Origin of the sequence: Winogradskyella alexanderae (assembly GCF_020166335.1) — a bacterium.
Classification (GTDB): Bacteria; Bacteroidota; Bacteroidia; order Flavobacteriales; family Flavobacteriaceae; genus Winogradskyella; species Winogradskyella alexanderae.
This window is the reverse complement of the sequence record NZ_JAIUJR010000003.1, coordinates 59,251-76,275: the sequence shown is the minus strand read 5'-3', so window position 1 is coordinate 76,275 and position 17,025 is coordinate 59,251. Positions and strand designations below refer to the sequence as shown.

Sequence of the window (17,025 nt, the reverse complement as noted above, 5' to 3'; positions counted from 1 at the left end):
ATGAATTATTAGGATTTACAATCTACAATTGATTGCTCTGCTCTGTCTTTTCCCCATTTAGGATGAAAAGGACTCTCTGCTTTAAAGGTATCAAAAAGTTCTAAGGAAGCTTCAATAGCTGCACAATAGGGTTTTGTGTCCTGCCCAAAATATTTGGCACTTCCCATAGCCCAACTTGCCTTACCGTAAGCCACTCTAGGGTTTTTAGGAGCCAACTCATACGCCTTTGCATAGATCTCACTTACCTTGGCAGCATACTTCATGCCGTACACGGCACCATCATAAGCGATCCAGTTGGTCAAAACTTGCGCTTGCATCACTAACAATTCTGGATTGTTTTCGCTTTTTGTCATAGCAATATCAAGGTGCTCTTGGGCTTTGTCCAACTGTGCTTTTAAAATGGCTTCGTCCTTTACATTCCAGCTTTTAAGACTGTTCATAAAAGCCACATAATAATTTGGCAACCACTCGTTTGCTTCGGCTTTTGAGATACGTTCAAAAAGATTTTCGGCTTCATCCCATTTATCGGCCTCCCAAAGTTCAAAAGCCTTAACCATTCCTTTCTCGTAATTGCTCTGCGCCTGTGTCATCCCTGAGACAACTAATAGCACTATTAATAGTAACTGTTTCATTTTTTGATTGATTTTTAAAGTGTTATTGTTATTGATTTATCTGCCTTTAATTCAAACTTGGCATCCTTCCACTTTGGTGGTCCCATAAACCCTTTTGCATTATTAGAACAACCGTAATCTTCCTTGGGGATGCCAATAATATTGCTGTCTAACTTGTCATTATCATTTTCATCATGAAAAATTGAAACCGCATAAATCCCTTCTGGTACATTTTCGAATGTTACTACACATCCATTATTACTTATTTTGCTAAACAACCCCTTAAGCTCGTTCTCCAAAAAATCTGAAGCATTATCGTAAAGTGCAATCATCATTTTACCGTCGTTACTCTTCGCATTTTCAATAGTAACCGTAAGGTTATAACCACTTTGGGCATTTGTTACATGTGTTGTGATACTCATAATAAGGATTACTGCTAATTTTGATACTACATTCATTACGTTTGCTTTTGTTTGATACAAATATCCGACACATTTCCAGTTTATTAAAACGCATATTACCGAATTGTAAAATTTTACGGACGAATTGTAATTTTTGGAAAATTAGCTCCAAAATTCAGTAACTTGTTGCTTCGATCTGCTACTTATACCATGTAGCAATAACTAAAATCAATCCATTTATGAAACGCAATGTTCTTCTTCTTGCTCTATCCCTAATACTCTCAACCACCTATGCACAGACCGATAAACGCCTAAAAGGCATTGAAAAACATTTCAATTCCGTTTTAGAAACTAGCCAGGCACCAAGTTTTGCAGTGGCTATTGTAGAAGGCGATAAAATTGTTTACGCCAAAGGTTTTGGCTATAAGGACTACGAGAAAAAATTGCCAGCAGATGCCAACACGCTCTATGCTATTGGTTCTTCTACTAAAGCCTTTACGGCTGCCTTGTTAGGTATATTGCGCGAGGAAGGCAAGCTGGATTTTGACGACAGCCCAATTAAGCATGTTCCAGGTTTGGCGTTTTATAATGGCGAGATGAACAACAATATAATCATTAAAGATTTAATGCGTCACAGTACAGGACTGCCACGACATGATGGTGCCTGGTACTTTTTCCCAAATAAAAGCAAGGATACCCTTGTGGCACGGATAAAATACCACGAACCCTTTACAGGTGTTCGCCAGCAATGGTATTATAACAATTTTGGCTTTTTGCTTCAAGGTGTTATTGCAGAAAAGCTTACAGGCAAATCCTGGGAACGCAATATTGAAGAGCAATTCTTTAAACCACTGGGAATGGACCGGTCACAAACCACGCTTATCGGTTGGAAAAACTCCAGCAACATTGCCAAAGGCTATACGCTTAGTGAAGACCGAAACGTAAAGCTTATGGACTACTACGATATCTCGGGTATGTCTCCAGCAGGAAGCATTAACAGCAGTGTAAACGATATGAGCAAATGGATGATGCTTTGGCTCAATAAAGGTAAAGTTGGTGAAGAACAACTACTGCCAGAAGACTATGTACAAGAAGCAATGAGCTCGCAAATGGTTGCAGCGGCAGGTTTCCCCTCTGAGGAATTACCAGGTATACACTATGCCAATTACGGTTACGGTTGGTTTTTACACTCCTACAAAGGCCATTATTTAGTGGAGCATGGTGGCAATATAGACGGCTTCTCGGCAAGCGTGGCACTCTACCCTAGGGATAGTTTGGGTATTGTGGTGCTCACCAACCAAAACAACTCTGCTGTTCCACGACTAATCCGCCGCATTGCGACAGACCATATGCTTAAGCTTGAAAAAACCGATTGGGCAGAAGATTATAAAAAAGAAGTAAAAAAGGCCGTAGAAGCCCAAGCTAAGGCAGATGATGGTGGTAAGGAAGAATCTTATGTTAAAAACACGAGACCTTCACATATTTTATTAGACTATACAGGCACTTACGAAAATAAAGGCTATGGCAAGTTTGAGGTTGTCGTAGAAAACGATACCATGTATGCCGAATTGGATAACAATAGACAGTACCTGCATCATTTCCATTACGATACCTTCGAGCTAATAGATGTTAAGGAGGGCGTCATAGACACCACACAATTTGGTGGTGCCCTAAAAGTAACCTTTACTACCAATGTGGCGGGAGACATTGATTATATGAAAGCCAACATAGAACCAATGACAGACGCCATTCCCTTTAAGCGCACACCAAACACGATAGATGTAGATGCCAAGACCTTAAAGCAGTATGTAGGGCTTTACGATCTAATGGGTACAGAAATAAAAACCTATATCAAGGACGAAAATGTACTCTATGTCTTTGTACCGGGCCAACCGGAATACCCTCTGGTACCCACAGCCGAACATAAATTTAACTTTAAGACCTTAGAGGGCTTCAAGGTGGAGTTTATAGAGGAAGGTGATGCCATAACAGAAATTAAGTTTGTACAGCCAAACGGTACTTTTATAGGGACGCGGAAAAAAGACTAAATTTTAGTAAAGCATACCTAAGTATACGTGTTGAATAGCTTACATTTTAGTTTAACTTATAAGGATAAAACATAGTGGGAATAAAAACATTGTTATTAGCTAACTGCTGAGCTCAATATGGATAAAACTATAATTCCGAATATGGGAACTCAAAAAGTGATGAATTATTCGGTTGCTATATTAACAGCAATTCATTGCATAATCAGTATTGCGGATAATGATATCTACAGGGATGGAGAATGGGCTAATGCACAATGGCTAGGGCAAGACATTATAACCTTAGTTATTGCTTTACCTCTTTTATTAATTAGCATTCGAAAAGGGATTGAAAAGAACAAGGAAAAATGGAAAATTTTAAATTGTGGAGTCCTTCTCTATTTTGCTTATACATATAGCTTTTATGTATTTGTAGCAAAACTGACTTATTTGTATTTTTTTCAAGCTTCAATATTTGGTCTTTCACTGATTGGATTTGTTATTTCTTGCATAGGCATTTTTAACCATAAGTGCAGTTTTAATTTGCCTAGCAGAAACCTAAAAATGATAATCGTCATCTATTTAAGTCTAATTGCACTAATGCTTTCATTTATTTGGTTAAGCGATATTATTGCGCATATCACTAATCCTGCACATAAATCGGACACACCTAATGGAGAAGCACCTTTAATCATCTACACGCTGGACTTAGCTGTGATAATTCCTTTAATGTTTACATCAGCCATTTTGCTTTATCAAAAAACCAATTGGGGCTATCTTTTAAGCGGGATTATTCTAACGAAAACAAGTACTCTTGGATTTGCTCTTATGGCTATGTCACTGAGCATGTATTTGCAGGATCTGAATCCAGATTACTTTTTAATCATTTTATGGTGTATAATTGGTTTGATTGGAACAATTCTAACGCTGTTATTCTTAAACAAACTGAAAATTAAAGAAAATACTGAATCCAACAAGGAATATAAAAAATAGCGGTTTAATCGCTTAATCGAAACAAAATGAATAAATTAAAAGCCTATTATAAACCGAAAAGTTAGTTCATTAAACTCGCTACTTTTCATATACAAGACCGATGTACAATTTGACTCGTCCTAAATAAAGGCTACTTAATTTTAAAATCCATTAAAAAACTACACTTATCGCTCGAAATAATGCCAAATAGAATTTGCACATTGATCCTTCTACCACATTCTAATTGAAATAAATACCATTTATGGCCAATTTTGCTAATAAAGTAATAGAATTTCACAAAAATCTCGAATACAAAGGCCAACTTAAAGAAAACATCCAAGTGATGAATCCCTTTAAGGCCAATCAGGAGATTCTTTTAATACTTAATGAATTTTATAAAAAGTTTTTCAGTGACAACAAGCCAAGAAGAATTCTATTAGGTATTAATCCAGGGCGACTTGGAGCTGGTGCTACTGGAATTCCCTTTACAGACACGAAAAGACTATCACAAGAATGTGGCATTCATTCAACGTCAATTCAAACCCACGAACCATCTTCAGTCTTTGTGTATGACTTAATACGGTCATATGGCGGGAGTAAAGCGTTCTATGATAAATTTTATATTAATTCTGTTTGCCCTCTTGGGTTTATCGAGAAAAATAAAAAAGGAAATTGGGTAAATTGTAATTATTACGATTATCCACAATTATTTGAGGCTTCAAAGGAATTTATTATCGGGACGCTTCGAAAGCAGATTGAATTTGGAATTGATACATCCAAGTGTTATCTATTGGGTAAAAAGAATGCAAAATTTTTTAAAAAGATTAATGACGATGTTAAATTATTTAACGAAATCATTGTCTTTGACCATCCGAGATATATCGTGCAATATAAGCTCAAATTTAAAGAAGATTACATTAAAGCCTATTTAGAAGAACTACGAAAATGGTAATTTGAACCTATAATCATTTTGTAACTAGGTCTTTTTTTGACAATTCTAAAATTAGTTTAACTTTAAATAAAATGCTATTTAAGTACAATTAGCCAATTGATAACTCAATAACGAAATGTAACTTAGTATAAAGAATAGAATCCAGATTATAAATTGAAAATTGTCATTATAATTATAGTTGCTCTATTATCAGGCACCAGTAGCCTAGCTTCGCAGGTCCTTGAAATCCCCTTTGAGCTTAAAAATGATATTGTATTAGTAGACCTAAAGATTAATGACAAGGACACTACAAATACCTTTATCCTAGATACAGGTGCCTCCACTGACGTTCTTGATAGTAACGTTGCAAAGCAACTAGGTTTAAAAGGCGATTTTAAACAAGATATTAGAGGTGCTGGAGGCATCACAACCGTAGATATTGTTATGAATCAGAGTTATGCGCTAAATCATACGATTACCATTGACAATGTCATGTTTGTGCTACTGGATTTAGTAAAACTAAGAGGCAAGCTAGAACAAAATTTTGATGGTATAATTGGCTATAGTTTACTCAGAAATCGGGTTACAAAAATAGACTATGACAACCAAAAGCTACAGTTTTACAACAGTATTAAAGAAATAGATACAGCAGGCTACACGGCTATTCCTTTCCAACTAAAAAACGGAAGTCCTATACCTCAGTTTGACATTTCTATTACGCTTAACAACGGCGAAACGCTTTCTGGAACTATTTTCTTTGATAGCGGTGCCGCACTTACCTTAAGCATAAACACACCTTATAATAAACAAAAACGAATTAGGCAAAAAGTCGACAGAAGTATTACTAACGAAACCCAAAATTTTAATACCACATCGGTCTCAGATGTTATTGCGATTAAATCCATGAGCATTGGCGACTTTAAACTAGATGAGATGACAGTTTCACTAGCCAATGACGAAGAAGGCGTTAGCAGTTATAAAGGATACTTAGGGCTTTTAGGCGCAAAGGTAATTAGCCGATTCAATGTTATTTTAGACTACAACGCTTTTAATTTATACCTACAGCCCAACACGAACTATTCAAAACCTTTTGAATTCCCGATGAGTGGCATCACATTATCCAAGGATGAGGATAACATTATGGTAAAAAGTATTACAGAAATTAGTGAGGCCTACCAAAAAGGTATTGAAAAAGGTGACAAACTGATTTCCATAAATGGAACTACCACCAAGGATATAGAAACCTATCGTGAGCTTTTAAAACAAGAAGGAAAAATGTGTCAGCTCGTTCTTGAAACTAAAAATGGAACTCGAAAAGAAGTTACTATTACACTTAAACGGTTGTTATAAATTATGAGGAGAAATTGCTTAACATACATCGTACTAAGCATAATAATTATCTTGCTAACCAATTGCTCTAATGACGACGACTGTCCAAATGAAATAATTGCAGATATAGATGATCCCGAAAGTATAGAACGCGCGGAAGATTGTGGCCTAAGTCCTGCAGAGCAATTGGGAGAAGAATTTTGGCTTTATAATATTGCTGAAGTGCAATAATTCTTACAAACATTTACTATATTCACATTGCTAAATGTCAACCCAAATAAATGAACAAATACCTAAAATATTACCTTTTGGTCCTGGTTGCCCTTAGTTGGGTTTTTAATTCATTTGCACAAATTACCCTATCCCATAATGTGGGCAATACACCAATAGATACTGGAATGTTCTCTTGTGAAGGTGACGAAACCTGGATGCGTATTTTTAATCTCGCCGATTTTGGTGTTGGTCCTAATGAGGAGTTTGCCATTACCTCTGGGCAAATAGCCTTTGCAGAATCCTATTCTGGCGCTAACCTACAATTTCGTTTTTATCGTGTGGGTCCAGAATTTCCAAATTACCCATATTCTTTATACCCTACAGACTTACTTGGTACACGTGGTATTGGTGAGGCACCAACCATTACTGGTGCACCTGAGATTGTACAAACCGATTTTGACGAACCGGTAATTATCCCAGCAGGTACTGAACAGATACTGGTAGCTGTAGAAAAGTATTGGGGCATCTATGAAGAGGAGTCTTCTGTCGTTAGGATTGCTGGTACACAAGAGGATAATGATGTTTCGTATTATTATGGTTGTGACGAAAGCTATAGTCTTATACCCACTACAGACCTACCCAACCCACAGCCCAATGCCAATTTCTTTATTAATATTACTGGTGAAGCTTATGATGTGTATAGTAATGGCCCAGAAACACGATTATCGCATAATACCTGTGGTGATATTATAAGGACTAATATTTTCTCGTGCTCGTCCTCCTTTTTGTACTGGTCAAGAACCTTTACCTTGGCGGATTTTGGGATATCAACGAATGAGGAGTATGTGATTACAAAAGGTCAAGTAGCCATTAGTGGCGTTGGTTGGCTACCGGAAATTAATTTTAGAATTTACGAAATAGACGAAAACTTCCCAGCGTCGTTCTCAGAGGATAATTTAATAGGTAGTAGTCAGTATCAGACACTCAGTCCTGCAATAACCGATCATCCCGAAGTGGTGGAAGTTGAATTTGACACGCCTATTACTGTGCCTGCTGGTGTGGAGCGTATCCTAGTCGAGGTGCATAAAGGGATTGTCTATGGTGATGCCCTAGCCTTTGTTGGTGGTACAACAGTAGATAATGACGTCTCTTGGCAACGTGGTTGTATCGTAAATGCAACACCTGTTAATGGCTTTGTTACGGCAACAGAAATGGGGTTTCCCAACTCCAATTTTTATATAAATGTAACAGGTAATGTTAATCATGTAAGCAATACCTATGGTATTTCCGTTACAAACATTTGTTCCGAGTTTTTAAAGGAATTTAGTATAGAAAGTAATCCGAACATTAATTCGGTATTATGGGATTTTGGAGACCCTGCCTCTGGACCTGACAACACCTCTAGTGATTTGTCACCATTTCATGATTTTACAGTGGATGGCACATACACCATATCGGCTACCGTTACTTCCTTAGATGGTAGTGTTGAAGTACTCACAGAAACCATTGAGGTAAATGAGCCACCAAACGCCTATGGCATTAATAACATTTATGCGTGTGAGGACACCTTAAATTCTGGAATTTCCTCCTCGTTTGATATAACAACGATTGAGACTCAGGTCCTTGGTGGCCAAACGGGTAAAACAGTCACCTATATAGATGGTAGTGGTAATACCTATGATACCTTACCCAATCCGTTTACCAATACAGTGAGTGGACTCGAAACCATAACGGTTCGTGTGGCTAATGCAAATAATCCGTGTTGTGTTTCAGAAACCACCTTCGACTTAATCACATACCCATTGCCAGAACTACAGACCGTTCCTGCATTAGCAAGTTGCGACAATGGTTCTAATGGTTTTTCACAATTTGATCTGACCAGTTTACCGAATGCCATTATAAATGGACAACCCAATTTAACGCTGGAACTTTTTGACAGTAGTGATAACCTTATTGCATTTAATGACTATAACAATTTTGCAAATGTTGTGGCTAATCAAGATTATGTGACCGCTCGCGCCACAAATACCACTACAAATTGTACCTCCGAAATAACCATCGAACTCTTTGTAAGTGAAAATCCAGTGGCCAACAGCTTGTCACTCATTAACGGTTGCGATGATAATAATGATGGTATATCTGAATATTTTGATACCTCAACGGTAGAGAGCCAAGTATTAAATGGCCAAACCGGAATGACGGTAAGCTATTTTGATGCCAACGGTAATCCTTTACCGAGTCCGTTACCAAATCCATATACTAATAGCACACCTTTTAGTGAAACTATAACGGTAAGAGTCAGCAACGCGGCTTCGACCTGTTATGCGGAAACAACTTTGGAATTTCAAACGGTAAATCAGCCGAACATTAATCAACCGAATAATTTATATGCCTGTGATACAGGTAATGGCTTTGCACTATTTAACACTTCCAATATTGAGCAAGAGCTTATCGGCAACCAAACCGGCTTAACTATTAGTTATTTCGATGCCAACTACAATGCCTTAACAAGTCCTTTGCCAACTCTATTTGAAAATACCGAGCCTTACGCACAAACCATAAACGTACGTGTTGAGGATAGTGCAAATCCGCTGTGTTATTCAGAAACCTCGTTTGACTTAATCGTCAATTCATTACCAGAAATTATACTAGAAGACCAATACTACATCTGTAATTTAGAACCGTCCATTACCCTAAATATTGCTTCGGGCTATGATGCATATAATTGGGTCTTTGAAGATGGCACCTCGATTTCAACTACAAGTAGTGCTGAAATTATTGAGGAAGGCAACTATGAAGTTACGGTTACCGAAATTAGTAATGGGCTTAGCTGTACATCTTCCTTTAACTTTAGTCTGGTACGTTCTGTATTACCAGAAATACAAAGTGTGAACTTTGGGGAATTAGGTAATAACTTTATTGAAATCATTGCTTCTGGTGATGGAGATTTTGAGTATTCTATTGATGGACAATTTTTCCAGGACTCTAATTATTTCCCGAACATTCAAGGAGGTATTTATACGGTTGTTGTGAGAGACAAAGAAGGTTGTGGCGAAGATGCCGAAGAAGTTGTCATTGTGGATTATCCTAAATTCTTCACACCAAATAACGATGGCTTTAATGATTATTGGCAGATAAAGGGCATAGCGAATTATCCAAATTCAAGTACCTTAGTTTACGATCGCTACGGAAAATTGATTGCACTCATCTCGTCTAATGATACAGGATGGGACGGTCTATATAACGGTAAAAAAATGAAGTCTAGTGATTATTGGTTTACAACAGATCTTGGTGATGGCCGATCTTTTTCTGGACATTTCGCATTGAAAAGGTAGAAAACAAGTTGTTTTATCCAGTAAATTTAATTGCGAGAATAATAATGCAATCTAAAAATTAAAAATTGGAATTATGAGAAAAACACTTTTAATCACATTCTTATGTAACGCTTTAATAAGCTACGCCCAGACTAAAGTCGTTGATACCAGATCACAATTAGAGAAAGAAGATTCAAACGACATGTACAACCAGGCAGATATGAGTACCTTAGATCTTTTAGAAGCATTAGAATTGGCTGGAATTCGTGTGCACAAGTTCAACATTGGTGAAATGGACAAACTGTATAAATTCCAAATCTTTGCAGAGGAGTATGTAAACAGTAAGCTGATAAAAACAGATACCCTTGTAGATTATAATAACGAGTACGGCTTTTGGATAGACGAGGAATACAATCCTGCCTATATAGACCAAATCAAGATCTTTACCAAGACAGAAGAAAATTTCGCTAAAATCAATATCAGGACTTATGCTATGGGCTCTACCAAAGAGATTAATCTTGGTAAAACAGACCACAGACAGTTTTACAACTGGCGCGCCTATGAAGACACCCAGTGGAAACTCAACGAAAACGTACCCTTACTCATCTTTGCTTCATCGTGGTTAGACAAACAGTTTAATTTTCACCGTTTCTGTGGTGTGGTTAACCTTAAGGAAAATGATGAAGGCACCCAAGAACTGTTGGACAATTCACCAAATTATGTTGTGCTGAGTTTCAGGATTTCTGAGATGGAGTAATGCTAAAAAGTAGTCATGGATAAATTAAAATATTGGATAATACTTGTTGGTTTAGTTATAGGTGCGCTAGCCTATTGGAACGTTCCATATAAAGAGCTACAGCTCAACAATCTCAATATGTGGCTTTTTGTGGGATCAGGAACTTTTATTGGTGGATTTGTATTAAAATTAGTATCCAAAAAAGCGCCTATAAATGTTGCTTTATTCCTTATGTTGGGGGTTATAACATCCATAGTACTGCGTATTGTTTACGATGTATCTTTGTGGGACTCGACCTCTCATAACGTAGCACCATTTGAAATTGTATTGGCAGGATTGCAGTCCTTTCCTTTTGCGTTGCTCGGTGCTTATATAGCTGTACTTATTAAAAAACTCTAGCTAAAATAAAAAAAGAAGGCGTTTATGAGGCCTTCTTTCTTTTTTATACTATGTCTTTAAGACTGTTTAAATTGTTTTCTATTATCGTCTACCAACCAATATACTACGTAAAACGGCAATAATAATACAGTAAATAATAGGAGTTGTGGTTTTATGAGACTTATTTTATTATTTAACTTTTTCATTTTTATCCTAACTTTAGTTACTAATTAATTTGAGGTTAATCCAAATAAACTAATATGTTATACGCACCACTAGTCGAAAAAGATTTCATTTCTTACAGAATTGCTACATAGGTGCCAATATTTAATATAATTTTATGATTAAAGGACTTTACGAGACCCATTTGTTTGTCGAAGATTTAGAGCGCTCCGTGGCGTTCTACAAGGATATTCTAGGTTTAACGCTTTGCCGTTTTAATCCAGAACGCAAAGTAGCCTTCTTTTGGATTGGGGAAGATAAACAGGCCATGCTAGGACTTTGGGAAAGACCCAAGGACGAAATTGATATCAGGCACTTTGCTTTTGAATGCGACCCGGAATGGGTATTAAACGAATCCGTAAACTTTTTAAAGTCGCACAACTTAGTATTCTGGAATTTTCTACAGGACGATAACGAACAACCTATGGTATTCTGTTGGATGCCAGCCATATCTATTTATTTTAAAGATCCAGATGGACATGATTTAGAGTTTATTGGTATTTTACCAGGGCCTACACAACCTGTAGAAGAAAAACGTGTAGTAACGTATGCGGAGTGGCTAAAACTAACTGAGATATAACAGTAATTTAATTACAGGACACCCTTTGTTTATATTTCTTTGTAAAAATTGAATTTAGGGTAGGAATTTTATGTGCTTACTTGTTATATAGCAAATAAATTAAACAATTATTTAAATATGAAAACCTCAAATTTTAAACTACTTACACTTTTTTGTGCAATGGCACTTTTTGCTACAACATTTTCATCGTGTTCTGATGACGATGGCCCAACTGTAAACATTACAGTCAATGAAGGTCCTAACGGAGATATAGGGGGCGATTTTACCGGAGATGGCGGTAGTGGTTCTAGAACTATTAACTGGACTAATAATCTGGCCACGGCAGATTACAATGCGGATATTACGGCTACTTCTACTGGAGTTTTTGAATTGATCGTAGCAGATGCTAATGGCGACGTTGTTTTAAACAGAACAATTACTGGTGGGACAGAGCCTGATACTATTGACGGTGTAACTAATGCTGGCGAACCTGGTGAATGGACAGTTACCATTGTCCTGGCCTCTTTCAATGGCGATGGCAGTTATTCGCTTAGTGCAGGCAACTGATGCTATTAATTATAATTAAAAAAAGGCTATCTCATAATGGAATAGCCTTTTTTTAATCACGAAAAGTAAATTAGAGTTTTTAATTTTAACAAAATTATTACGCAACCTTTTGAAAGGTTTTTCATCTACAATAAAAATAAATAAGCTATGAAATATCCTATTATTCTCAATTTGTTCCTATTGATTTCATGCTTCGTCTTTTCACAGGAACAAGTCATAAAAATCACTAAAATTAGTACAGGTAAGGAAATTATCATTAAAGAGAATAAACGCATTAAAATAAAGACCCAAGATGGTCGTAAACTAACGGGTCGTTTTAGTATTGAGGGCAATTCAATAAGAATTGACAATGAGCTATTAGAATTGGATGCAATTGCAGAACTAAAGCGAAATCCATTATTAACCTCTATTTTATCTAGTACCTTTTTAATTTATGCTGGTAGTCTAGCCATTGGATTCGGAGCGCTCATAGGCGTTTTAGTAGACAGTACAGCCTATTGGTTGATTCTTCCTGGAGCTGGAATGGTTTTTGCCGGAGCAAAATCGCCAAATTTTAATAGAAAATTCAAAAACGATGGGAGTTGGTCCTTTGAGATCATCAATCTATCAGATTAAATTTTACATAACTTACATATGATTTCTTTTAACATTTAACCAATCTTAAATCTTCTAACTTATGAAATATTCAAAATACCTTTTAGCAATACTATGCCTTGTAATAGCAAATGTTGTAACAGCCCAAGATGAAAGCGACTCAAAATTTAAGTTCATTGCTTATGGTGGTATTGGTTATGGTATTGTAAACAACGATGATGAAGCAGACTACAATTTAAATAGTAATACTGCAGAGTTACTTCTTTATTATAAATTCAATGAAAAGTACGGTGTCGCAACAGGAGTAGGCCTTAACGAACTAACAGGCAACGGTTTTAGTACTTTAGGTGAATTTTATCATCAGCGCGACTTTATAAAAATCCCTTTGTTGTTTACGTACGACTATGGATTTAGTGACACATTTAAGGTTTACGGAAACTTAGGCCCTTATGCCCAAGGAATTATAAAAGACGAGTACCGATTTGTTGATACTGTTGTAGAAGATGTCTTTGAAGGTTGGAATTTTGGGTTTCAACTAAGCCTTGGCTTGTTATTCCAAGTTTCAGATCGATTTAGCACTGGTATTAACTTTACGGGACAATCAGATTTTACAAAACTTGAATCCAATAGTGGGTCTGGCCTTGAAGATAAACAACGCATGCGGAATCTAAATACTTTTGGATTGCTATTTATGTTTGACTTATAGATAATTAATAGCAACCATTAAATGTTTATTAGCAAGATTTCAAAATCTATATGAACAGATTAATACTAACATTTTAATAACAAAACCGAAACACAGAATTATATTTTACTAACTAATTTTAGATAAATCAATATCATGAAAAAGAAGCTTCTAATACTTATGCTTGTGCCATTCTTAGTGGCCTTTCAATGCGAAAGCAACGATCCGGCACCATTTGACAATCTAGAGTCAACAGGATTATTGGGAAGTTGGGAAATCCAAAATGAAATTTTAAATGGAAACATCTCAGATATGATTCCTAGATGTTGTGAATTTCTAGAATTTGATCCAGATGATAATATTAGAGACAATATTGGACTATTAACCTATAACGATACCCAAGGTTTAGTAAATAGCGGTACATTTGAAGTAGACTTAAACAACCAAACCATTCTTTTTATAGACGACGATAATGATCAGTTGTTGATTACGTACTCAATTGACGAAACACAAGGAACACTTACTATAGACTTCACAGAAGGCGATACAATTATTACGCAAGATTGGGCGAGAATAAATTAAGCACTTGATTTTTTTAATAGCTAACTATGAAAAAACACATATTACTGTTGCTACTGCCACTTTTTCTGGCGATGCAATGCGAAGACGATATTACCACTGGTTTTGAAACCACCTACATCATTGACAATACAACAAATTCAGACCTTTTGTTACTCAATGATTCGGGAAGTTTTATTGATATCCCAAGTCAATCACTTACAACAATAGGTAGTACATTAAACTCTGAGGCAAATGCAGTTGCACCTTCTGAGGCATTTGTTTTCAACACCATAAAACTCTACAGAAATGAAAATGACAACTTCATTTATGTATACGAACAAGATCCTCTGGAGGACGATTTATGGGAATTGGATGAGCCTACTGTAAATCGGTTTGAATACAAGCTTATAATTACAGAAGATTTGATAAACTAAACGTTTTCTTCAGTTTCCTAGGCCAACATGAGTATATTTATGTGTCAAAACACAACCAAAAACGGCATTTAAATACACTGGAATCTTGAGAATTAAATAGTGTGAAATTTGTAATAAAGACTTTCCTACCATGTTTAGGATCCAATACAAACAGCCTAAAGCGTGGGGTTTTGTTTGCGAATTTTGCTTATTAGAGGTTAAAAAAGATAATCCAAACTATCGCTATGGTGGCACTTGGAAACGATAATAGCACACTAAGACTAGCAGGCATCCTTTTATGTTATGTTTTGTTTGTAGGAATACTTTTTGGGCAAGCTAATGCCGTTCATAAGAAAGGTGTTTCAATATTATTTGTAGGTAACAGCCTCACTTACTATAACAATTTACCAGAACTTGTAAAACAAAATGCAAAAACCCATGGTATTAGGTTAAAGTATGACCTAGTAGCAAAACCAAATTATGCCATTGTAGACCACTGGGCTGAAGGCAAAGTGCAAAAACTAATAGCAAAAAACAAATACGACTATGTCATTGTACAACAAGGGCCATCATCTCAAAATGAAGGCAGGCAAATGCTTATAGAATCTGGTAAAGATTATAAACAACTTTGTGAAAAAAGTAATACTAAACTTTGTTATTATATGGTATGGCCTTCACAAACCTATTACCACACCTATGATGGTGTAATTAAAAATCATAGAGACGCTGCACAACTTAATGACGCTATACTCCTACCTGTTGGTGAAGTTTGGAAAGCATATTTTGACCGAACTGACAATTTTCAATACTATGGACCAGATGGATTTCATAGGTCTTTATTAGGAAGTAAAGTGGCCGCAAGGGTTATTGTTGAGTATTTACTTAAAGACAAAAAATAATACCTTAAAATAACTATTTGTTTGAAAGGTCTTCTTTAATCTTATTAATAAAATCAGGTATAACATTAATATCTAAAAAATTCATATGTGTGTAGATATCCGGTACACATTCAAATGAAAAAACAATAGGCTTAATATCTATTAACTCTTCCACAAATCTTTTATAGGCAAGATCCATTTCATTCTTGCAGTGGTTTTTACCATAATATTCCTCAGACATAACAGGTATAAAGACCTTAGAATCAACAATTCCCCACATATACTTAGCGGTAAATGGCTCTCCTATACCAATGCTTTTTACATCAAAGAAAATACTTAGCTTATCCCCATTAGGTTTTCGAAATTCATTCAATGGCTCAAAAACATTCTTTTTTACCCAATCACTATTACCATGAGAGTAACTGATGAAAACATCATATTTTTCAGAACCTTCTGCAACTCCAGTTACAAGAAACTTATGAGCAAATCTCCAACTCAGAATTGCTACCAAGGCCATTGCCATAATGGTTAATCCTATTGGGATAACTTTTCCAAAGGCATAAACCAATAGACCATAAACTATTAAGAATAATAATGTAATGGAAAAGGCCAACAGGGCTAGTATCTTTGGTTTGGTTTGCAATCTCTTAAGGTATTTAAATAACAACGCAAAAATCAAAACCGTGAACAAGCTAAAGAAAAGGGTTTGTCCAATAATTATTGATAGATTGGTAATAGGTTGTTTAGCAATACGGTCTGTTACAATCTCTTCATTTAAAGCCCATGCTAAAAAATAAGTTCTTGGTGTAGCCATATTAGTTTCAAAATCATGCGTAAGATCGCCTACAAAAACAAACTTATCGTCTGTATTTAATGATGGCTCAAATGTACCTAAAGATGAATCACTCTCAGAATTTTGAAATTGATAAGTTCGCTCTTGCATGGCTTCAATTGGGCCAAAAGGCGTAGTTAAATTCTGAAACTCTTTTGTGAATTTGGTATTACCATCATCTAAAGCAACTCGCTTTATAATAGATTCTATCTGAATTGAATCTTTAAAAGCGCCTTTTAAAAATATATCTGAAGGATATGAAATTAAACCATCAACTATCTCAAATCCAGAGTGTAGTCTTCCACCTTCTAAAATGCTATCATATAAAACTTGTGCTTGTTGAGCGTCATTAGCCTCAAAAATTGGAATATTATTAAAATATTCTTTTAAACTGTAGACAGCATAGACCTTAATCCTTCTATCCTTAAGTTCTTTAAGCGCTACCTCTAATTCTTTGAGTTTTATGGTATCACTTGAAAATGCAACATCTAAAATTATAGCTTCAGGATCTTCATTTTTTGTGTTTTCATATTCACCAACCGTATTTAAGAATGAAATTATTCGTTTTCTAAACTCTGCAAGTGATGCACTTTTACTATCTAAATCAGGACGTTCAATATTGACTATTGCAATATTTTGAGAAAGTTTTTCTGCAACAGATTCTTTGTCAATATATACAGTTTTGTAAAGTGAATAATCCCAACTTTTCCAAAAACTAGTTGCGAGAATTAAGGTTAAAAGAATAATTACGAATGTTGCCAAGTAAACAGCAAGACGTTTTAACGTGAAAATTTTCATATCTTAG

18 protein-coding genes are annotated in these 17,025 nt (G+C 35.8%); 15 read left to right on the top strand and 3 right to left on the bottom strand.

The window, feature by feature from the left end:
* Positions 1-8 precede the first annotated feature (8 nt).
* Positions 9-632 (bottom strand): hypothetical protein, encoded by a 624-nt coding sequence (locus LBU54_RS06095; RefSeq protein WP_224527254.1) that lies wholly within the window; start codon positions 630-632, stop codon positions 9-11.
* A gap of 14 nt (positions 633-646) precedes the next feature.
* Positions 647-1,069, bottom strand: a complete 423-nt coding sequence (locus LBU54_RS06090; RefSeq protein WP_224527252.1) for a DUF2141 domain-containing protein — start codon at positions 1,067-1,069, stop codon at positions 647-649.
* Between the two features lie 182 nt (positions 1,070-1,251).
* Here LBU54_RS06090 and LBU54_RS06085 point away from each other — a divergent pair, with 182 nt between their 5' ends.
* From LBU54_RS06085 to LBU54_RS06015, 15 genes are all read left to right on the top strand, one after another.
* On the top strand, positions 1,252-3,060 hold the full coding sequence (locus tag LBU54_RS06085) for a serine hydrolase (protein WP_224527249.1): 1,809 nt from the start codon (positions 1,252-1,254) through the stop codon (positions 3,058-3,060).
* A 117-nt stretch (positions 3,061-3,177) separates the two neighbouring features.
* Positions 3,178-4,029: a hypothetical protein gene (locus LBU54_RS06080; RefSeq protein WP_224527245.1), complete on the top strand. Its 852-nt coding sequence runs from the start codon at positions 3,178-3,180 to the stop codon at positions 4,027-4,029.
* 241 nt (positions 4,030-4,270) lie between these two features.
* The gene (locus LBU54_RS06075) at positions 4,271-4,960 is read left to right on the top strand and encodes a uracil-DNA glycosylase family protein (RefSeq protein ID WP_224527242.1); all 690 of its coding nucleotides are present in this window, start codon (positions 4,271-4,273) and stop codon (positions 4,958-4,960) included.
* A gap of 153 nt (positions 4,961-5,113) precedes the next feature.
* On the top strand, positions 5,114-6,289 hold the full coding sequence (locus tag LBU54_RS06070; protein ID WP_224527239.1) for an aspartyl protease family protein: 1,176 nt from the start codon (positions 5,114-5,116) through the stop codon (positions 6,287-6,289).
* A gap of 3 nt (positions 6,290-6,292) precedes the next feature.
* The gene (locus LBU54_RS06065; protein ID WP_224527235.1) at positions 6,293-6,499 is read left to right on the top strand and encodes a hypothetical protein; all 207 of its coding nucleotides are present in this window, start codon (positions 6,293-6,295) and stop codon (positions 6,497-6,499) included.
* 50 nt (positions 6,500-6,549) lie between these two features.
* Positions 6,550-9,816 (top strand): T9SS type B sorting domain-containing protein, encoded by a 3,267-nt coding sequence (locus tag LBU54_RS06060; RefSeq protein WP_224527230.1) that lies wholly within the window; start codon positions 6,550-6,552, stop codon positions 9,814-9,816.
* Between the two features lie 73 nt (positions 9,817-9,889).
* Entirely contained in the window at positions 9,890-10,552 is a 663-nt protein-coding gene (locus LBU54_RS06055; RefSeq protein ID WP_224527227.1) for a DUF5041 domain-containing protein, read from the top strand.
* 15 nt (positions 10,553-10,567) lie between these two features.
* Positions 10,568-10,930 (top strand): hypothetical protein, encoded by a 363-nt coding sequence (locus tag LBU54_RS06050; RefSeq protein WP_224527224.1) that lies wholly within the window; start codon positions 10,568-10,570, stop codon positions 10,928-10,930.
* A 319-nt stretch (positions 10,931-11,249) separates the two neighbouring features.
* A complete protein-coding gene (locus LBU54_RS06045) occupies positions 11,250-11,711 on the top strand; it encodes a VOC family protein (protein ID WP_224527221.1) in 462 nt (153 codons plus the stop codon).
* Positions 11,712-11,828: 117 nt separating this feature from the next.
* Positions 11,829-12,257: a hypothetical protein gene (locus LBU54_RS06040; RefSeq protein ID WP_224527219.1), complete on the top strand. Its 429-nt coding sequence runs from the start codon at positions 11,829-11,831 to the stop codon at positions 12,255-12,257.
* Positions 12,258-12,404: 147 nt separating this feature from the next.
* Positions 12,405-12,872: a hypothetical protein gene (locus LBU54_RS06035; protein ID WP_224527218.1), complete on the top strand. Its 468-nt coding sequence runs from the start codon at positions 12,405-12,407 to the stop codon at positions 12,870-12,872.
* Positions 12,873-12,933: 61 nt separating this feature from the next.
* Complete coding sequence (locus tag LBU54_RS06030; RefSeq protein ID WP_224527216.1) at positions 12,934-13,557, top strand: outer membrane beta-barrel protein; 624 nt, start codon at positions 12,934-12,936, stop codon at positions 13,555-13,557.
* A gap of 135 nt (positions 13,558-13,692) precedes the next feature.
* Entirely contained in the window at positions 13,693-14,118 is a 426-nt protein-coding gene (locus tag LBU54_RS06025) for a hypothetical protein (RefSeq protein WP_224527214.1), read from the top strand.
* Between the two features lie 26 nt (positions 14,119-14,144).
* Positions 14,145-14,531, top strand: coding sequence for a hypothetical protein (locus tag LBU54_RS06020; RefSeq protein ID WP_224527211.1), 387 nt, complete (start codon positions 14,145-14,147; stop codon positions 14,529-14,531).
* A gap of 224 nt (positions 14,532-14,755) precedes the next feature.
* Positions 14,756-15,409, top strand: a complete 654-nt coding sequence (locus LBU54_RS06015; protein WP_224527209.1) for an SGNH/GDSL hydrolase family protein — start codon at positions 14,756-14,758, stop codon at positions 15,407-15,409.
* A gap of 13 nt (positions 15,410-15,422) precedes the next feature.
* Here LBU54_RS06015 and LBU54_RS06010 read toward each other — a convergent pair whose 3' ends face one another.
* On the bottom strand, positions 15,423-17,018 hold the full coding sequence (locus LBU54_RS06010; RefSeq protein WP_224527207.1) for a toll/interleukin-1 receptor domain-containing protein: 1,596 nt from the start codon (positions 17,016-17,018) through the stop codon (positions 15,423-15,425).
* Positions 17,019-17,025: the final 7 nt, after the last annotated feature.